The sequence below is a fragment of the Croceivirga sp. ABH4_376 genome (assembly GCF_056160685.1).
In genome coordinates, this window is sequence record NZ_JBSWXQ010000001.1 from 725,932 (window position 1) to 745,427 (window position 19,496).

Consider the following 19,496-nt stretch of genomic DNA (forward strand, 5'->3'; position numbering starts at 1 on the left):
CGACCATAATTTGACATTCTGATGAATACAAGGGATATTAGAATACTTTTAGCGGACGATGAGCCGGATATTCTTGAAATTGTAGGTTATAATCTTTCTGCTGAGGGTTATGACGTAATCACTGCAAAAAACGGTGTAGATGCCGTTGCAAAAGCCAAAAAGAAACAACCACACCTTATTATATTGGATGTGATGATGCCAGAAATGGACGGTATCGAGGCCTGTGAGGTTATGCGTAACACCCCAGGATTGGAAAATACCATTATTACATTTTTAACCGCAAGAGGTGAAGATTATTCTCAAGTTGCAGGTTTTGATGCCGGTGCAGATGATTACATAACCAAGCCCATTAAGCCAAAAGTTCTGGTTAGTAAGGTAAAAGCCCTATTAAGAAGACTTAAAGACGATGCCCAAGAAGTAGAGGACATAGTTAAAGTAGGAGATATAGTAATCAATAGGGAAGAGTATAAAATTGTAAGTAAGGGCGAAGAAATTATCTTACCAAGAAAGGAATTTGAGTTATTGTCCTTGTTAACGTCCAAACCAAGTAAAGTTTTTAAAAGGGAAGTTATCTTGGATAAAGTATGGGGTAATGAAGTTGTTGTTGGTGGCCGTACAATAGATGTGCATATTAGAAAACTGCGCGAGAAAATAGGAGACCATCATTTTAAAACTGTTAAAGGTGTAGGTTATAAGTTTGTGCTTTAATGGCAATAAAACTAAAAAAATCGTACCGTTTTGCCGTACGTTCTTCTTTTTACATATCAATAGTAATAACCCTTGTGTTGGCTATATTGCTTTGGGCTTTTGGTCAGTTTAATTGGTTGTTAATAGTACTTTTTTTACCGCTCACTTTTTTGGGTTCATTTTTAATTGTGCAATCTAGGGTGGAACGGTTTATCTACCGTAGGGTTAAAAAGATTTATGATGATGTATCCTTATTAGAGTCATCAAACTTTTCTAGCAAGCCCATTACTACGGATATGCGCACGCTTACGGAAGAAATAGAAAAATTTGCCAAGGATAAAAAGGTAGAGATAGATACCCTTAAAATTAGGGAAGAATATAGAAAAGATTTTTTAGGTAATGTTTCTCACGAATTAAAAACACCTTTATTTACGGTTCAAGGGTATATACTTACCCTACTAGATGGTGCCATGAAGGACAAAAAAATCATGGAAAAATACCTTAAGCGAGCTAGCAAGGGAGTAGATCGTCTAATTTATATAGTAAAGGACCTGGATATGATTACCAAGTTAGAAGTGGGCGACCTAAACTTGGAAAAAAGAAGCTTTGATATCATCGATTTAATTAAGAATGTTTTTGAGCTGTTAGAAATGAAGGCCGCCAAAAAACATATCTCTTTAACGTTTGATATGGAATACAAGGCGCCCATATTTGTACTTGGCGATGATGAAAAGATACAACAGGTAATAACCAATTTATTGGTAAATTCTATTAAATACGGTCATGAAAACGGAACAACAGAGGTAAGTGTAGAAAATCTAATTAAGAATAAGGTCATTATACGTATTACGGATAATGGAGAAGGTATTCCTAAACAGCATATTCCACGTTTGTTTGAGCGTTTTTACCGTGTAGACCAAAGTGGTAGCCGTAAAGAAGGAGGGTCTGGTTTAGGGCTTTCCATAGTAAAACACATTATAGAGGCCCATGGTGAGAAAATTTATGTGGAGAGTGAGGTAGATGTAGGTTCTGAGTTTTCTTTTACCTTAGAAAAAGCACCCAGTAAGACCGAATAATCTATAGGTTTTTCAAAATTGGTAAGGCCACTAAAATTAGTAACACGTTCCAATTGTTTAAGATTAAAGTCTTCTTGTTTGCAAAAGGGGACCAATCCAATTTTTTCCAAGCGCTTGGCCAAATAAACTTGTTCATATTGCCCGGGTGTTGGTATAAAAAAAGCTTTCTTTTCCAATTTGGCCAAATCCATTACCGTAGTATATCCTGATCGGCATAAAATTAAATTGCTTTGCAACAAAGCAGTTTCCAATTCCTGGGATTGCATAAAATTTACAACTTCAATTGTAGCATTTTTGTAGGTTATGTCTTTTCGCTTTTGTTTTTGCTGAATCTTACCTTTTACAAATAATACCCTACCGGAAAATCCCTTAAGTTCTTTTAAAAGTTTTTCTTCTAAAAAGGTGCGTTGGGGCTCAGGGCCAGAGAGCAAAACCATTAAATCATATTTTTTAGCAACTTCCCTCTTTTTAAATCGGCTTAAAGGGCCTAGATAATGTATATTTAGTTTGCTTTTTTTTAGGTGTCCTAACTTTCCGGTTAAATTGGGTTTGTCGGCCACGTCTGGCACCCAACAAGCTGCAAACTTTTTAATAATACTTTGGTGCATTTTAGAACTGAACCAGGTGGTGTTTCCAGATAGGACATTTAATTGATGGGTAATAAAAACACAAGGAACTTTCTTTGAATACACTCCTAATCGGTTGTCAGAAATAATCCCGTCCAGATTTAATTCTTTTACCAAGGTTTTAATTTCCTTCTTTTCTTTACGCATCGCCTTTAGTACTTTAGGCGAATCCCATACCATTTTCAATTTAAAATTTTTTCCCTTTTCCGCATAGGTTATTTTATAAGAAGACAACTCAAATGAAGGTATTTGCGGAAACTCTTTTTGCAACAATTTTAGGGCAACCCCGTCCGAAGCTATAAATGGGGTGTGGCCTGCCGCTTGCAAAGCATTGATAATTGGTATGCATCTGGTTGCATGCCCTAGCCCCCAATTTAATGGGGCAACCAAAATTCGTTTTTCTTGTTGCATAATTTTACAAAGAAAGTAAACCCATCATCGCGACGGATTTCCTTAGTTTTGCCAAAACATTAATTTTTTGTTTTGGGTAGCAAGAATAAATTAAAGCGCTTTAAGGAGAACGAGACCTTTGAAAATGTAATACAGCCTACTAGGGAAGAGGTGGTTGGCGAATTTGAGCATAAAGGCAAATGGAAAGATTTTTTTAAGAACGATAATCCTATTGTTTTAGAATTGGGTTGTGGTAAAGGGGAGTACACCGTAGGCTTGGCCAAACGCTATCCAAATAAAAATTTCATTGGTATAGATATTAAAGGAGCTCGGTTTTGGCGTGGCGCAAAGACTGCTATAGATGAAAAATTACCTAATGTGGCTTTTCTTCGTAGTCAAATAGAGTTGGTAGATTATCTTTTTGGCGCGCAAGAAGTTTCAGAAATATGGATAACTTTTCCAGACCCACAAATAAAGTATAAGCGTACCAAACATAGAATGACAAATAAGGCTTTTTTAGAACGTTATGCCAAAATATTAAAGCCAGACGGGATAATGCACCTAAAGACGGATAGTGAATTTATGCATGGTTACACTTTAGGGCTTTTACATGGTTTAGGATATCCCGTTATGTACGCAAACCATAATGTGTATACCAATGAAGGGGCACCAGAAGAAGTAACCAGCATACAAACATTCTATGAAAATCAGTATCTTGAAGTTGGAAAGGCCATAACCTATATCCAATTTCGACCAACCAACTAATGGAGCATTTGCTTATCTTATTTTTTGCCACATTCTCTGCTGCTTTTATGGCAACGGTACCACCTGGGCTGTTAAATATGAATGCCGCAAAAGCCAGTGTGGAAAAAGGTAAACTTAGTGGAGTGGTTTTTAGTTTAGGTGTGGCCCTTACTGTTATGGTACAAGCCTACGTTGCGGTTAATATATCTAAATTTCTTTATAATAATCCCGTAGTTATAGATTACCTTTTAAAGGCTGCAATATTTGTTTTTGCCTTTTTTGCCATCTACTTTTTTGTAACGGCAAAACGAGAAAAAGTGGATAAAATAGCGGAGCCAGAAGTAAAAAAAAGAAGTAGTTTTTATAGGGGTATATTATTAGCTGCCGTAAATTTTTTAACCATTCCTTATTACAGTAGTCTTAATGCAATGTGGAAAGAAGCCGGGTGGATAAAATTTGAAGCCACGGACATTGCCATCTTTGTAGTTGCAGCATCTGCCGGTACGTTTGCGGTGCTATACCTGTACGTGTTTTATTTTAATAAGTTGGAGATGAAAACCAAAACGTTCTCTAAAAACTCCAATTATATAATCAGTGCTTTAATGCTGGTTCTATTAATGATTACGTTAATCCGTATTTTTTATCAGTAATGGAAGAGGAAAGCTTTTTTGATAAAGTATACGAAGTGGCACGTTTAATACCTTATGGACGGGTTACCTCTTACGGTGCTATAGCAAAATACCTTGGTGCGGCCCGTAGTGCCAGAATGGTAGGCTGGGCAATGAACAATAGCCATACAAAAGAGGTGCCTGCCCATAGGGTAGTGAACCGGATTGGTGTTCTTACGGGAAAACATCATTTTGAAGGCACCAACCTAATGCAGCAACTTTTAGAAAACGAAGGTGTAAAGATTAAGGATAACCAAGTGGTAGACTTTAAAACCCTTTTCTGGGACCCGATGACCGAATTGAAACAGCCTTAAATAAGGTTTTGGAATTATGCTATAAAAAACAGTTATGCTATTCCCTTAAAAGCATAACGTACAATATTTCCCAATGCTGTATCTTTGTAATTTAGAATCAGTTTAAAGGACTGAATAGGCAAAAGAGAGAGCATGAAATTGAACAAACAGGATATTTTAAAGGCGTTGGAATTAATTACCGTTCCTGGAGAAGGAAAAAACATGGTAGAAAGTGGTGCGGTAACCAATGTGCAAGTATTCGGTGATGAAGTAGAGGTAGATATCACCATAAAAAACCCAAGTTTACAGGCCAAAAAGAAAACCGAGGTAGAAATACTAAAGGTTATTCATAGAGAGGTATATGAAAAGGCCAAAATAAAGGTAAATATTAAGGTACAGGCACCAGCCCAACCAAAAGCCAATCTCATTAAAGGAGAACCCATACCGGGTATTCAAAATATTGTTGCGGTAGCCTCTGGTAAAGGTGGTGTAGGTAAATCTACCGTAACTGCAAACCTTGCGGTAACTTTGGCCAAAATGGGGTTTAAAGTAGGCGTTTTGGATACGGATATATACGGACCATCAATGCCCATAATGTTCGATGTGGCTTCTGAAAAGCCACTAGCCGTAAACATAGACGGAAAATCTAAGATGAAGCCGGTAGAAAGTTATGGGGTAAAAATCTTATCCATTGGGTTTTTTACCCAACCCAACCAGGCAGTTATTTGGAGAGGGCCAATGGCGGCAAAAGCATTAAATCAAATGATTTTTGATGCGCATTGGGGAGAATTGGATTTTCTATTATTAGACTTACCCCCGGGTACAGGAGATATTCATTTAAGTATTATGCAGTCCCTACCGGTAACCGGTGCTGTTGTAGTTAGTACGCCGCAAGAGGTGGCACTTGCAGATGCTCGTAAAGGGGTGGCCATGTTTAATCAAGAGGCTATACAAGTACCTGTTTTGGGTATTGTAGAAAATATGGCCTATTTTACACCAGCAGAATTACCAGATAATAAATACTATATATTTGGCCAGAATGGTGCAAAACATCTTGCAGAAGATTTAAAAATTCCGTTTTTGGGAGAAATTCCATTGGTACAAAGTATAAGAGAGGCAGGAGATGTGGGTAGGCCAGCTGCAATGCAGACAGCAACCCCAACAGAGCTTTCTTTTGAAGCATTGACAAAAAATGTAGTGCAAGAAGTGGTGAATAGAAATACCGATTTGCCACCTACAGAAGCAATTAAAATAACAACAATGGCAGGTTGTTCCGCCGTAAAGAAATAAGCTATGACATCTGAAGAAGTACGTTTAAACGTTGAAAAAGCCCTGGAAGAAATTAGACCTTTCTTACAGAGCGATGGCGGAGACATCTCCTTGATTTCCATAGATAATGACACCTCTGTAAAAGTGAGGTTAGAAGGTAACTGCATTGGTTGTAGCGTAAATCAAATGACCCTAAAAAGCGGTGTTGAAATGACGATTAAGAAATATGTGCCTCAAATTGAAGAGGTGGTAAATGTTGCTTAATGTAACAATTGTCATTTTTCTTTTGAAGACCAATTTCTAGTTTGGTCCATAATTTTATTTTCCATGATCAAAACAGATATCTTAATCATTGGTGCCGGCCCTACCGGATTATTCACGGTTTTTGAAGCCGGTTTATTAAAGTTAAAATGCCATATAATAGATGCTTTACCACAAGCGGGTGGGCAATGCTCAGAATTGTACCCTAAAAAGCCCATTTACGATATTCCTGGATTTCCAGAAGTATTGGCGGGCGATTTGGTAAGTAATTTAATGAAGCAAATAGCGCCTTTTCAACCTGGGTTTACTTTGGGCGAACGCGCAGATAGCATAGAAAAATTAGAAGACGGCACGTTTATAGTAACTACCAATAAGGGAACAAAACACCAAGCACCTGTTGTGGCCATTGCGGGTGGTTTAGGAAGTTTTGAGCCTAGAAAGCCCATTTTGGACAACTTAACCAAGTTTGAAGATAAGGGCGTTGCTTACATGATTAAAGATCCAGAGGTATATCGGGATAAAAAGGTCTTAATTGCTGGTGGAGGTGATTCAGCACTAGACTGGTCTATTTTCTTAGCAGATATAGCAAAAGAAGTAACCCTTGTGCATCGTAGAAATGAGTTTAGAGGGGCTCTGGATTCAGTAGAAAAAGTACAAGAACTAAAAGATAAGGGTAAAATAAACCTTATTACACCTGCAGAAGTAGTTGGGTTAGAGGGCGATGAAATGTTAGATGCAGTAATTGTCCGTAAAAACAACAATCCAGAAGAAGACCAGAAGATAGTAGTAGATAATTTTATTCCTCTTTTTGGACTGAGCCCCAAATTAGGGCCTATTGCCAATTGGGGATTAGAGATAGAGAAGAATGCCATTAAGGTGGATAATACGTTGGATTACCAAACCAATATTCCGGGCATTTACGCTATAGGAGACGTAAACACCTATCCTGGTAAATTAAAACTGATACTTTGTGGTTTTCACGAAGCAACCCTAATGTGCCAGAGCGCATACCAACGCATTTTCCCAGATAAAAAATACGTGATGAAATATACTACCGTAGGAGGTGTAACCGGTTTTGATGGTAGTAAAAAAGAAGCACCCAAAGCCGTGGTAAAAGCTATTAACTAATCTAGCGTACCCTTCTGTCTTTTCGTGAGAAAAAGCAGTTTCAAAGTAAAAAGTACGAAGTATTAAGTGTCGTTTTAATTCGTCATGCTGAACTTGTTTCAGCATCTCAGCCACTTCAAGTTTTAAACTTATTGCATGTTTTGGTCATTTCGATAGGAAAAGCTGTGCTTTAACTGAGAAATCTCTTGGAAAGTACAAAGTACAGAGTACATGGTTAAAAGTGAGTTATTCAAATAATTTTAATTGATTACCATCAACCATCAACCATCAACCATCAACCATCAACCATCAACCATCAACCATCAACCATCAACCTCATTTATAAATAAAACATAAATTTCACTTAGATTGATATTCTTACTAAGCTAGTGTAAGGTCTATGTGTTAATTTTGACTTTTTTTAGAAAGTACAAGCAAAACAGACATGAGCGATATTAAATTAAAGATTATCGATAGGGACGGGCAATTACATGAGGTAGATGCCCCAACCGATATGAATATGAACCTAATGGAGGTGGTGCGTTCTTATGAATTGGCTCCAGAGGGTACTATCGGTATTTGCGGTGGTATGGCCATGTGTGCTTCTTGTCAATGCTACGTGCAATCTGAGCACGACTTACCAGAAAAATCAGATGATGAAGAGGCAATGCTGGCAGAAGCGTTTAATGTAGAAGACAATAGCCGTTTGGGTTGCCAAATCCACATTACGCCAGAATTAGACGGCTTGCAGGTAGAATTGGCGCCGGAAGAGCTGTAACTTACGCTTTAGTCTTATTTTAAATCCTAGCTTGGTAGGTAAATAGGTTGTAATACCGCCCTTCTTGTGCTATCAACTCATCATGCGTACCGCGTTCTGCTATTTTACCATTTTCTATCACGAGTATTTGGTCTGCTTTACGTATAGTACTTAATCGGTGTGCTATTACAAAGGTGGTTCTACCTTCGGTAAGAGTTGCTAAACTTTTCTGAATCAAAGCTTCACTTTCTGTATCTAGATTGGAAGTGGCTTCGTCCAAGATTAATATTTTAGGATTGGCTAAGATTGCCCTAGCAATAGCAATCCGTTGGCGTTGTCCACCAGAAAGTTTAACACCGCGTTCTCCAATTACCGTCTCCAAACCTTTTTCAAATCGGTCACTAAATTCGTTAACATAAGCGGCGTTTACGGCATGTTGCAATTCGCTTTCTGTAGCATCTGGTTTAGGAAAAAGGATGTTTTCTTTGATGGTACCTTCAAAAAGAAAATCGTCTTGTAAAACCACCCCCAGAAATTGTCTAAAGCTTTTTAAGTCTACTTTGGCCATATCCAAACCATCAATGGTAATAGTGCCACTATCTGGATGTAAAAAACTGGCCGCTAAGCCAGCAATGGTAGATTTTCCTGAGCCTGAGCTGCCTACTAAGGCAATTACCTCGCCTGCTTTAGCACTAAAACTAATAGTATGTAGTACATCTTTGTCTTCTTCGTACGCAAAAGAAACCTTGTCAAAAACCATGGTGCCGGCAACATCTTCTAGAACTATGGTCCTGTTTTCGTCATCGGCCTCAGCGGCTTTGTTCATTAATTCTTCGGTACGGTCTAGTCCGGCCAAAGCTTCGGTTAGTTGACTGCCAATATTACTCATTTGTACTATGGGTGCCACCATTAATGCCAATAGCGTTGTAAACTCAAAATATTCTCCTGTGGTTAAATCGCCCTGTATCATTAAATAACCACCATAACCCATCATAATGCCGGTAGTGGCCAAGCCTAGCAAAAAGGTAGAAGAACTGGTCAAGGTAGCCTGGGCGGTTAAACTCTTTTTTACGTTGAGGTATAGTTTATGCACACCTTTTTCAAAAACCAAAGATTCTTGTTCTTCCGCATTAAAACCCTTAATTACGCGTATGCCGCCTAAGGTTTCCGTAAGTCTCCCTTTAACTTCGGCATTTAGTTTGCCGCGTTCCCTAAATACGGGACGTATAATTTTAAATGCTTTTAGGGCGATGATGGCAAAAAGAATTAAAGGTACAAAAGTAAGCAAGGTCATAGTTGGGCTTATGCGAAGCAACAAAATAAGCGAAACAACGGCGGTAATGGTGCCGCCGACCAATTGCACTAAGCCCGTGCCAATAAGGTTACGCACCCCTTCTACATCACTCATAATACGACTCACCAAAGAACCAGATTTAGTATTGTCAAAAAACTGAATGGGCAGTGATAAAACCTGTTTTTGCACTTGCGCACGTAGTTCAGAAATCATGTATTGGGCTTGTATGCTCAAAACTTTGGTAAGCAAAAAAGACATGATGGCTTGTACCAAAAACGAGGCAATTACTGCTATAACCAAAAGTTTTAGTAAGGAAACGTCTTTGTTAGGTACCACATCATCCATAAAATACCGCAAAGAAATAGGCGCTACAAAGCTAGCGGTCTTGCTTACGGCAATAAGGAAAAGCCCAATAAAAACAAGTTTTCTTCTGGGCCAAATAATAGTTTTAAATGCTTTTAATATGCTTACTTTTTTTTCTGCCATGTTGTTCCGTAAAATGGATTTGCAAGTTACCCCATTTCTTAGGAAAGCCAATTGTATTAACTAGGTTTTAGAATTTTCTAGGATGTACCTCTGGTTAAATAGTTCGTATTCTGAAGACGTTGGCAACTAAGATGGTGGAGCCAGTGGTAGTTGGTAAATTCTAGTTACATTTATAGGGTGTAGTGGTTTAAAAAAATGGTTTTAAAAATAATAACAGAAAGGACAAAATTGAGACCGTTACAATGGTCAGATTTGGATGCAGTTCATAAACTACACGCCTTGCCAGAAACTGATGCATATAATACTTTGGGAATACCTATTAATATTGAGGAAACTAGAAAAGTAATAGCACCTTGGATTCAAGAAAACGAAGGGGTAGCTATTAAAAATTACGTTCTTGCTATCGAAAATAAAATGGATGCTGAATTTATTGGCTTATTCGGATTAAAGCTAGGTCACGAAAAATTTAAACGTGCCGAGGTAAGGTATAAACTGCACCCAGATTATTGGAACCAAGGGATTGCTACAGAAGTTGTAGGTAGGATGATTGATTACTGCTTTCAAACTTTAAATCTACACAGAATTGAAGCTGGATGCGCCGTAGAAAATGTAGCCTCAATTAAAGTGCTAGAAAAAGTGGGATTTATAAGAGAAGGTATAGGAAGGCAAATATTGCCCTTAAAATCGGGTTGGTCAGATAATTATTTCTATGCTATTTTAGAAACGGATAAAAGAAAATAGCACACACTTAAATATAAACTCGTTTTTAGAAACACATCAATTGTATGAATCATAAAAAACAACTTTCTTTTTTACTGCTGGCATGGCTATTTATCTCTTGTTCTGATACGGTTAAGACAACCACAGAAGTAGACCAATGGAAAGCCCAAGCGGAACGCGTAACCATAATTAGAGATGACTATGGTGTGCCGCATATTTATGGTAAAACGGATGCCGATGCCGTTTTTGGCTTGTTATATGCGCAATGTGAGGACGATTTTAATCGCGTAGAACAAAACTACATTTGGGCAACTGGCCGTTTAGCAGAAGTAGAAGGGGAAAGTGCGTTGTATAGTGATTTGCGGGCCAATTTATTTATGACGCAGGAGGAAGCAATAGCTAAATATGAGACCGCTCCCGGTTGGTTAAAAGAATTATGCCAAGCCTTTGCGGATGGTGTCAACTATTACCTACATACCCATCCAGATGTAAAGCCAAAATTATTAACCCGTTTTGAGCCTTGGATGCCGCTGTTTTTTAGTGAAGGTAGTATTGGAGGCGATATAGAGCGCATCGCTACCAAAAAAATAAAGGCGTTTTATGAAGAGGGGATGGAGCTGCCTGTTATGCAATTGTTGAAAGAGCAGAAAGAAGATGAATTAGCAGAACCACAAGGGTCTAACGGGATTGCTATTTCTGGCGATTTAACCCAAAGCGGTAATGCCATGCTATTAATAAATCCGCACACCTCTTTTTATTTTAGGGGAGAAGTTCATGTGGTGTCAGAAGAGGGTTTAAATGCGTATGGAGCAGTTACTTGGGGGCAGTTTTTTGTGTATCAAGGTTTTAATGAAAAAACTGGTTGGATGCATACCAGTACCTATACGGATGTCATGGACGAGTTTAAAGAAACCATCGTTTCTAATCAGGGTAAGTTGTTGTACCAATATGGGGAAGAGTTACGTCCTGTAGATTCCTTAAAAGTTAAATTGAAATACAAAGAAGGTGATGCTTTGTATGAAAAAGAATTTCCTATGTATAGAACGCATCATGGGCCGGTTACGCATAAGGTTGATGGGCAATGGACGGCTTCTGCTATGATGTGGGAACCGGTAAAGGCATTGGAACAAAGTTATATACGAACCAAGCAAAATGACTATGCGGGTTTTCGAGACATGATGGATATACGCACCAACTCTTCTAACAATACGGTGTATGCAGACGCAGACGGAACTATCGCTTATTTTCACGGTAATTTTGTCCCTAAGAGAGATACTATTTATGACTACACCAAAGCTGTTGATGGTAGTAATCCAAAAACCGATTGGCAAGGGTTGCATACGGTAGATGAAAATATTTTAATCAAGAATCCAGCAAACGGCTGGATACAAAATTGCAATTCCACCCCATACACTGCTGCTTTGGAGTATAGCCCAAAACGCAGTGATTACCCCAAATACATGTCTCGCGACCAAGAAAATTTTAGAGGTATACATGCCATTTCCTTATTAACAGATAAGAATGGCTATACCTTGGATAGCCTAATTAGCTTGGCTCACGACCCCTATTTGCCTGCGTTTGAAGCCCTGCTGCCAGGCTTATTTACTGCATACGAAAGTAAGCACGATAAAAATCCCAAATTAGCAGAACCAATTGCGGTATTAAAGAATTGGGATTTTAAAACTAGCAAAGCATCTGTGGCAATGACTTTAGCACATTATTATGGCATGCGGTATTATAAAGAAGGAAAATACCCAGAAGGCTTAAGTGCGATGGAGCGTTTGCAATATTGGGGCCGCGTAGAAGGCGAACAATTAAAACTTTTTGAGAAAACTATTGACCAATTGGTGGCCGATTTTGGTACCTGGAAAATGCCTTGGGGAGAGGTAAATCGTTATCAACGTTTAAATGGCGATATTAGGCAAGCTTTTGACGATGCAAAACCAAGTATGCCTATTGGGTTTGCCAGTGGTACGTGGGGTGCCTTGGCAGCTTACGGTGCTCGTTACCATAACAATACTAAAAAAATATACGGTACACGCGGCAATAGTTTTGTGGCGGCAGTGGAATTTGGAGAAAAGGTAAAGGCGAAATCTATCCTAGCAGGTGGCCAAAGTGGTAATCCCAATTCGCCCCATTTTGATGACCAAATAGCGGGTTACGCCAATGGAGAATGGAAAAATGTTGCATTTTACAAGGAAGATGTTTTAAACCGTGCAAAGCGTACCTATCACCCGGGAGAATGATACTGTTTTAAAACACTGCAAAAGTTGTGCAAGGCTTTTTGTAGGTTTTCTTTGCCGGTTTCCATAGCGGTAGGTAAATCTACAACCTGGGTTAGTATAGCGTTTACATAGGTAAGGCCTAAGGCTGCTTGCTGTTCTCTGGTTAAATTTACGGCACCACAAAAGGCGGCTACGGGTATATTTTCTGCCAAGGCCGATGCCAACACACCATTAATAGTTTTTCCCGATAAGGTTTGCGCATCTAGTTGCCCTTCTCCGGTGATAATCCAATCGGCTTGTTTTATGTTTTCATCAAACTGTGCCATTTCTTTGAGTAGCTTAACGCCAGAGACTAAAGTAGCGTTAAAAAAAAGATGAGCTCCACCGCCTATGCCTCCCGCCGCACCAGCACCGGCTAATTCTTGTACATTGGTCCCAAAAGTTTGTTTTAGAATACTGGCAAAATGTTGTAATCCCATATCTAAAAAGCTTACGTTTTCTGGGGTGGCTCCTTTTTGCGGCCCGTAGATAAACGCAGCACCATTAGGACCATAAAAGGGGTTGTCTACATCACAAGCCACCTTAAAAGTACATTGTTCTAACAAAGGATTGCAAGAGGAGGTGTCTATGGTAGTTACCTGTGAAAGATTTTTGCCAATAGGAGCAATAGCCTTGTTCTGTGCATCTAAAAATTGATAACCAAGCGCTTGCGCCATTCCCAAACCACCATCGTTTGTGGCACTGCCCCCAATACCCAAATAGATTGTTGTAGCGCCCCGTTCCAAAGCGTCTAAAATGAGTTCTCCGGTACCAAGAGAGGTGGTCTCCATGCAGTTTAGCTCCTCAGTAGACAAGAGATGATGCCCAGAGGCCTCTGCCATTTCTATGTATGCCGTTTGTAAACTTTTTGACCAAATATAACTGGCGCTTATGGGTCTAAACAAGGGGTCGCTTACTTGTACGGTTATACGTTCGCCTCCCAAATAGTGCTTTACAATTTTTATGGTGCCGTCTCCACCATCTGCCAGGGGTAGTTTTAAAATAGCTGCCTTAGGAAAATGGTCTAAGAGGACCATTTCTGTTAGGTTACAGAATTCAAAACTGGTTATGGAGCCTTTAAATTTGTCCGGGGCAATTACAAATTTCATCCTCTTAATCTAGAAAATTAGGTAAAGCCAAACTAACAGCCACTATGGCTACAAAATAAAGAAGCAAGAGGCCTACCTCTTTCTTGCTGCTACTGTATTGGATAGCCAGCCCTGGTTTGCTTTCTTTTTTAATTAATACACTAGTAACATATGCAATGCTCATGGTTACCAAACATCCTATGGCATTCCACCAAAACCAAAATATCTGGGGTACATACAACCATAAATAGATGTTAAGGGCTACCCCAGCAACGATACCTATATTGGCCCCTAAGGCATGCGTTTTCTTGGTCATAATGGCCAAAACAAAAGCGGCCAAAATTGGACCATAAAAAATAGAGGACACCTTATTGATAACCTCTATGACCGTCCCCTCAATACTACCCGCAAAAAAAGCAAAGAACAAGCATACTACGCCCCAAAATAATGATAATAACTTGGAGGTAGCCATATATTTTTTATTGCTCATGTCTGGCTTAAAACGTTTTATAAAATCTTCCATAGTTACCGCAGACAAAGAGTTTACTGTTGAGCTTAAAGAAGACATGGCAGCAGACATAATAGCAACAATTAAAATACCAATGATGCCATTGGGCAGGTAATTGATGATAAATACAGGAACCATCAAATCTGCCTTTTTACCTTCTAAATAGGTAATGTTGTTCTCATAAACATTCGCTAAGGTTTCTTGAAAGCCAGTATCTTGATAAAACAATGTGCCTAGCACCAAGCCCATAATACAATAGGTTAGGGTTATAGGAAAACGAAACAGCCCATTAGCTAAAAGTAATTTTTTAATGGTGGGTAGTCCGTTGGCAGATAGTAAGCGTTGAGATTGTGATTGGTCTGTGCCATAATACGAAGCATATAAAAAGAAACCACCAATAACCATAGGCCAAAACCCAAATTCGTCTTGTTTATCTGAATTGTTAAATCCCCATTTGCTAAAGTCTACGGTGGCAATGCGGTCTTTGTCTACATGGGTCAAAAAATTTTCAAATCCGCCCAATTCACTCAGACCGTATACCAAACAGATAACAATACCTAAAAATAGGATGGTCATTTGTATCACATCACCCCAAATCACCGCTTTCATACCACCTTGGTAAGAATAGGCCAATGTAATAACCCCAATTAAAAGCACGGAAATCCAAAATTCTATATTTAAAGTAGCTTGTAATATAAGCGCCATAGTATACACCATAACTCCGGTTGCTACAGACCTACTAATTTGAAAAACAAAACTGATGAGTAAACGGGAAGAGGCATCAAAGCGTTTTTCTAAATATTCATACACACTTACAATTCCTGATTTGTATAAGGTAGGTATTAAGGCCAACATCAAAAAAGCCATGGCTAAGGGTACCCCAAACTCGTAGGTAAGCCATTGCAAACCGCCACCTTGTTTTAAACCTACAAAGGCTGGTGCAGAAATAAAACTTATGGCAGAGAGTTGGGTAGCCATGGTAGACAGGCTTAAGGGTAGCCAGCCCATGCTTCTACCGCCTAAGAAATAATCTCCAGAATTTTTATTTTCCTTGAATAAAAAACCCAAGCTAAGAAAGCCAACTAGGTAAACGATAATTATAATATAATCTAAATAGTTCATGGTGGTTGGTTATGGTTATTCTCTAATAAAATCTAGGTATAGGGCGGCGCTCCAAGAAAAATTATCTCCGCCATAGCCGCCTTCTGTTGTATTATCAAGTTTTTTTCTAGGATCAAAGTATTCCTTAAACCCAAACTTTTCTATTAAAGTTATGGAATCTTCTTTTATTCTATTGGCTGTTTGTACATCTCCCGCTCTTTTAAAACCTTGATAGATAATCCAATTCATATTTATCCAGACAGGACCGCGCCAGTAGCGTTTTGGATTAAAACCATTATGCGTGGGGTCAAAAGAAGAACAACAATAAAGGTGTGCAGCACTAAATTTATCTTTAAAAGTTTGGTTTAACGCCACTAGCTTTTCTGGTGGAACTATAGGCGCGAATAAGGGTGCAAATGACGAAGAACTAATGTACGGTAGTTGTTTTTGGTTTCTTAAATCGTAATGTACGTAGGCAGCATGTGTAGGGCTCCATAGTTTTTTGTTGAAAGCGTTAATCGCTTTCTTTTGCCATTGTCTTAAGTTTTTGGTATTCTCGTTATCTATACCAAGTTTTTGGTATAAAGCAAGCAAAGATTCATTAGACTTAATCAATAGGGCATTAAATAAAGGGTCTAAAACAAGAAAGGGAGAATGGGCCGCAATTTTAGCATCTTCATAATTGTATTTTTTAGCAATTTCAATTAGGTGTAGATAATGGTCATATTCCCTATTTGTCGGTCGTTGTTCAGGGTCAACATGTGTGGTGTCTCTACGTTCAAACTTGTATTTTGGAGGATTCATGGTCTCCCAAATGGCATCCCACATGGGTGAATTATCCGTTCCAGATTCCCAATTATGATAGATATAGGCCAAACCTTCTTGGTTAACATCTCTATGGGTGTAAAAATATTCATGGTTAAAATAAACCTTATCTAATTGTTCCGCTATAAAGTCCAGCATGTCTTTTTTATCGGTAGCTATATCTAATAATTTTTCTAGGACAAAGCCCAGTACCGGCGGTTGTACCATGCCGGTAGAAGGGTAATCCGGATTGGCTTGTTTGCTGAGGTGCGATTGATGAAAATCTCGGCCAGGAAAATAGGTATCACTATCCGTATGAAAGACAATATGTGGTATCATTCCGTTTTTCCATTGCGCATTTAGCAAGGTAGAAATCTCGGTTTTTGCTTTTTCTATATCAAAATGTGCTAAACCTATCGCTATAAAACCAGCATCCCATTTCCATTGAAATGGGTATAAACCTTTACTAGGTATGGTAAACCCTCCAGGTTGATAATTATTTAACAATACTTCTTTTGCTTCATTTGCTAAATGTGCCATGTTTAAGAATTTGAGAAAATTTTTACTATGATATTGAATTAACCATATATAAAGTTGTTAAATAATACTGTTTTATCATGCAAACGTTTGCGGTAACGTTTGCAAATTGTATTTTGACAATGAGGATATAGATATGAAAAAGCAAAATACAACACTAAAGGATTTGGCCTTAGCCTTGGGCTTATCCGTTTCTACGGTTTCTAGGGCAATGAACAATCATCCAGATATTAGTAAAAAAACAAGGATCAAAGTGCAAGAATTGGCTAGGTCTTACAAGTACAGTCCTAATCTTTTTGCAAAAGGTTTTAGAACAAAACATACCCATATTATCGGTGTTGTTGTACCCGATATTTCCCATTATTTTACAACTACTACGGTTAAGGGTATTTTAGAGCAAGGGGAAGCACTTGGTTATCAAGTATTTGTTGCAGAGTCTCAAAATAGTGAACAAAAACAAGAAGATTTATTGCGAAGTATGACGCAATTTGGGGTAGACGGAATTTTACTTTCTTTAGTACGCGAAGCTGGGGATATTTTACCCATTACAGAAATTATGGATAAAGTTCCGTTGGTAATGTTTGACAAGGTTTCTGACAAGGTTCCGTGCAGCCAAATAGTAATTAATGAGGTAGCTTCTGCCTTTAATGCTGTAGAGCACCTTATAAATACCGGAAAAAAAAGAATAGCTTTTTTAAAGGAATCTGAGAATTCTTATAGCTCTAACAAGCGATTGGAAGGTTACGTTAAAGCCCACGAATGTAACGGTCTTGTGGTAGATGAGAAATTAATTTTGGATAGCCACGCTATTGGAAGGGAAAAAGGTAGGGAGATGACGGTTGAGTTGCTAAGTCTACAGCATCCGCCAGATGCGATTTTTGCCGTAACGGACGATGTTGCCATAGGTGCGATACAGGCCTTAAACCAACATCAAATTAAAATTCCCGATGAAATAGCCGTTGTAGGCTTTAGTAATTCTGAAAATTCTTTGATTATAAGTCCCAGTTTAAGTACCATAGATCAACCTGGTAAGCGTATTGGCGAAACTGCGGTTAGTTGCTTGGTAGCCGAAATAGAATCTGAACAAGAATTGAAATTACCCAAACGTATTGAAATTGCAACCAATTTGGTGATTCGGGAATCTAGCTTTAGAAAACCAACCTTTTATTAATTTTCTTCTGGTTCTTTTACTACGATTAAGGTGGCTACCGATCCGGTAGATAAATTCCACCTGTTATTGTGCAGTACCTTACCTTCTGCATCCGTAACAATAACTTGGGCGGTATTGGGGCCAGAAGACCCTTGATTTAGGGCTACAAATTCAATCTTATTAAAACCTTCCTCCAAATCTACGTTTATACCCTTGTAAGAGCCAGAGAGCAATAAATTGTATTCTATTACTTGATCGTTAACCATAATTTTTACCCGGTCGCCATCTATGTATTCATGGTCTCTAGCCACTATACCCACAAATTTTGTGTTGGTTTTAAAATCTCCCAAATACATATCTCCAAAATGTGGAACGGAACCTTTGTGTTCTTCAGCTTTTATTTTTGGGTCTAATTTTAAATCATGTCCTGCTCTTGCCAAATTCTTGTCTGGCAACATTTTAATGGGTTTTTCCTTAGAAATTAAATCGTTATCTAGAACCGAAGGCATACGTAAAACGGTACCTTGGTTACTGGGTAGGGCATCTAAATTATTCTTGCGGCCAATTTCCAATGGTTTAGTTGTGGGTAAATCCCCTTGTGCCATTGCCGAAACGGCAAAGCCAAACAGAACCAACAAGAGAACTAATTTTTTCATTTGAAAATGGGTCGTTAATCAAAACTAAAGTTAACAAATACCTTGCCAGTTAATTGATAACTAGACGTTAAAATCGTTGATTTACTAAAAATAGGGTTAATTATAATCTGCCAATTGTTCTGGCCCCTCTAATAAAACCCTTACAATCTGTAGGGTACCATCTGGTTTTGTAGCAATATGCCATTTAATCAATGCTATTTTATTGCCTACAATTTCAATTCCAGTTATGCTTCTTGGGTGTACACAACTACCATCATTAAAAAAAGGTATTTGTCCCGGTTCTGGAAACCGAGGCCTGTGCGTGTGTCCGGCAATGGTTATTTTTAGTTTGTTTTTTAGAATCCACTTTTTAATTCGCTTTTCAATGCGTATTAATTCTTTGTAGTTTTTAGCGGGACTGGTAGGGTCTGCAATGCCTACAACTTGTAACGGTTTCCAAAGAATGCGCACCAAAAACCTACCTACTTTCCAAAATTTATAATTCCACCAATCTGCCTGATGGCCATGAGTGCAGAATATTTCTTGGCCTGTTTCTTCATTTTTTAGTACCAATGCTTCGTTATAGGTTAAGCCTACAAATAAAGATTTGTCTTCCCCATCTATGGGTTCAAAATAACTGGAAAGGTGTTTTTCTACATATTTTGGGTCCCTATAAACCATATCATGATTGCCCCAAACCATATGCAAGCGATTTTGTAGATGGAATTGCCGTAAAAGCTGGTACACGTTTTTATGGGCTTCAAAGATGGATTCAAAATTTATATTTTCCCATAGCTCGTCACCATCGCCCAGCTCACAGTAATTAAAACCTTCCCTGTAATAGTGGTTCAGCGCATGGAAATAAATGTTCCTGTTATTGGCAAAATCATCCGCAAAACTATTATCTCCCCTATGGCAATCACTAAAAATGATGAATTTGCTATCGGCATTAAAAGGAACAACCTTAGCATTTTTATAAGCTCTAGTAAGTCTACGGTCAGAAGACATGGGTCTGATTTTCTTTGAGTTTC

General features: G+C 38.5%; 19 protein-coding genes. 12 read left to right on the forward strand and 7 right to left on the reverse strand.

Translation table 11 applies throughout. The features are described from left to right. The first annotated feature begins 21 nt into the window (after positions 1-21). Positions 22-708 (forward strand): response regulator transcription factor, encoded by a 687-nt coding sequence (locus ACXAGS_RS03220; protein WP_474904458.1) that lies wholly within the window; start codon positions 22-24, stop codon positions 706-708. Beyond that, positions 708-1,763: a sensor histidine kinase gene (locus ACXAGS_RS03225; RefSeq protein WP_474904460.1), complete on the forward strand. Its 1,056-nt coding sequence runs from the start codon at positions 708-710 to the stop codon at positions 1,761-1,763. Before ACXAGS_RS03220 ends, ACXAGS_RS03225 begins: the two co-directional genes overlap by 1 nt. Here the strand turns inward: ACXAGS_RS03225 and ACXAGS_RS03230 are convergent. Continuing rightward, positions 1,688-2,800 (reverse strand): glycosyltransferase family protein, encoded by a 1,113-nt coding sequence (locus ACXAGS_RS03230; protein ID WP_474904462.1) that lies wholly within the window; start codon positions 2,798-2,800, stop codon positions 1,688-1,690. The two genes, ACXAGS_RS03225 and ACXAGS_RS03230, sit on opposite strands and share 76 nt — an antisense overlap. A gap of 72 nt (positions 2,801-2,872) precedes the next feature. Here ACXAGS_RS03230 and trmB point away from each other — a divergent pair, with 72 nt between their 5' ends. The 7 genes from trmB to ACXAGS_RS03265 all read left to right on the forward strand — a co-directional run bounded on the left by trmB (position 2,873) and on the right by ACXAGS_RS03265 (position 7,899). Continuing rightward, a complete protein-coding gene (trmB, locus tag ACXAGS_RS03235) occupies positions 2,873-3,544 on the forward strand; it encodes a tRNA (guanosine(46)-N7)-methyltransferase TrmB (RefSeq protein WP_474904463.1) in 672 nt (223 codons plus the stop codon). Next, positions 3,544-4,173 (forward strand): LysE family transporter, encoded by a 630-nt coding sequence (locus ACXAGS_RS03240; RefSeq protein ID WP_474904465.1) that lies wholly within the window; start codon positions 3,544-3,546, stop codon positions 4,171-4,173. The genes trmB and ACXAGS_RS03240 overlap by 1 nt, the downstream gene beginning before the upstream one ends. Continuing rightward, positions 4,173-4,505: an MGMT family protein gene (locus ACXAGS_RS03245; protein WP_474904467.1), complete on the forward strand. Its 333-nt coding sequence runs from the start codon at positions 4,173-4,175 to the stop codon at positions 4,503-4,505. Before ACXAGS_RS03240 ends, ACXAGS_RS03245 begins: the two co-directional genes overlap by 1 nt. 132 nt (positions 4,506-4,637) lie before the next feature. After that, a complete protein-coding gene (locus tag ACXAGS_RS03250; protein ID WP_474904469.1) occupies positions 4,638-5,774 on the forward strand; it encodes an Mrp/NBP35 family ATP-binding protein in 1,137 nt (378 codons plus the stop codon). A gap of 3 nt (positions 5,775-5,777) precedes the next feature. After that, positions 5,778-6,017: a NifU family protein gene (locus tag ACXAGS_RS03255; RefSeq protein WP_010518126.1), complete on the forward strand. Its 240-nt coding sequence runs from the start codon at positions 5,778-5,780 to the stop codon at positions 6,015-6,017. Between the two features lie 63 nt (positions 6,018-6,080). Further along, on the forward strand, positions 6,081-7,142 hold the full coding sequence (locus ACXAGS_RS03260; RefSeq protein ID WP_474904471.1) for an NAD(P)/FAD-dependent oxidoreductase: 1,062 nt from the start codon (positions 6,081-6,083) through the stop codon (positions 7,140-7,142). Between the two features lie 424 nt (positions 7,143-7,566). Continuing rightward, positions 7,567-7,899: a 2Fe-2S iron-sulfur cluster-binding family protein gene (locus ACXAGS_RS03265; RefSeq protein WP_010518130.1), complete on the forward strand. Its 333-nt coding sequence runs from the start codon at positions 7,567-7,569 to the stop codon at positions 7,897-7,899. A gap of 19 nt (positions 7,900-7,918) precedes the next feature. Here the strand turns inward: ACXAGS_RS03265 and ACXAGS_RS03270 are convergent, their stop codons facing one another. Continuing rightward, a complete protein-coding gene (locus tag ACXAGS_RS03270; RefSeq protein WP_474904473.1) occupies positions 7,919-9,658 on the reverse strand; it encodes an ABC transporter ATP-binding protein in 1,740 nt (579 codons plus the stop codon). A gap of 195 nt (positions 9,659-9,853) precedes the next feature. Here ACXAGS_RS03270 and ACXAGS_RS03275 point away from each other — a divergent pair, with 195 nt between their 5' ends. Then, a complete protein-coding gene (locus ACXAGS_RS03275) occupies positions 9,854-10,399 on the forward strand; it encodes a GNAT family N-acetyltransferase (protein ID WP_474904475.1) in 546 nt (181 codons plus the stop codon). Between the two features lie 44 nt (positions 10,400-10,443). Further along, the gene (locus ACXAGS_RS03280; RefSeq protein ID WP_474904477.1) at positions 10,444-12,624 is read left to right on the forward strand and encodes an acylase; all 2,181 of its coding nucleotides are present in this window, start codon (positions 10,444-10,446) and stop codon (positions 12,622-12,624) included. Here the strand turns inward: ACXAGS_RS03280 and ACXAGS_RS03285 are convergent. Genes ACXAGS_RS03285 through ACXAGS_RS03295 form a run of 3 tightly spaced genes read right to left on the reverse strand, consistent with a single transcriptional unit; the run spans position 12,609 to position 16,683 of the window. Continuing rightward, a complete protein-coding gene (locus ACXAGS_RS03285; protein WP_474904478.1) occupies positions 12,609-13,751 on the reverse strand; it encodes a glycerate kinase in 1,143 nt (380 codons plus the stop codon). The two genes, ACXAGS_RS03280 and ACXAGS_RS03285, sit on opposite strands and share 16 nt — an antisense overlap. A gap of 4 nt (positions 13,752-13,755) precedes the next feature. Further along, a complete protein-coding gene (locus tag ACXAGS_RS03290) occupies positions 13,756-15,360 on the reverse strand; it encodes a sodium:solute symporter family protein (protein WP_474904480.1) in 1,605 nt (534 codons plus the stop codon). Between the two features lie 15 nt (positions 15,361-15,375). Beyond that, positions 15,376-16,683 carry an MGH1-like glycoside hydrolase domain-containing protein gene (locus ACXAGS_RS03295; RefSeq protein ID WP_474904482.1) on the reverse strand — a complete coding sequence of 436 codons (1,308 nt, stop codon included), beginning with the start codon at positions 16,681-16,683 and terminating at the stop codon, positions 15,376-15,378. A 133-nt stretch (positions 16,684-16,816) separates the two neighbouring features. On the opposite strand from ACXAGS_RS03295, the gene ACXAGS_RS03300 reads away from it, so the two are divergent. Next, positions 16,817-17,851 (forward strand): LacI family DNA-binding transcriptional regulator, encoded by a 1,035-nt coding sequence (locus ACXAGS_RS03300; protein WP_474904484.1) that lies wholly within the window; start codon positions 16,817-16,819, stop codon positions 17,849-17,851. On the opposite strand, the gene ACXAGS_RS03305 is transcribed toward ACXAGS_RS03300, so the two are convergent. Then, the gene (locus tag ACXAGS_RS03305) at positions 17,848-18,486 is read right to left on the reverse strand and encodes a hypothetical protein (protein WP_474904486.1); all 639 of its coding nucleotides are present in this window, start codon (positions 18,484-18,486) and stop codon (positions 17,848-17,850) included. The genes ACXAGS_RS03300 and ACXAGS_RS03305 overlap by 4 nt on opposite strands. A gap of 96 nt (positions 18,487-18,582) precedes the next feature. Beyond that, positions 18,583-19,473: a metallophosphoesterase gene (locus ACXAGS_RS03310; RefSeq protein ID WP_474904488.1), complete on the reverse strand. Its 891-nt coding sequence runs from the start codon at positions 19,471-19,473 to the stop codon at positions 18,583-18,585. Between the last annotated feature and the right edge of the window lie 23 nt (positions 19,474-19,496).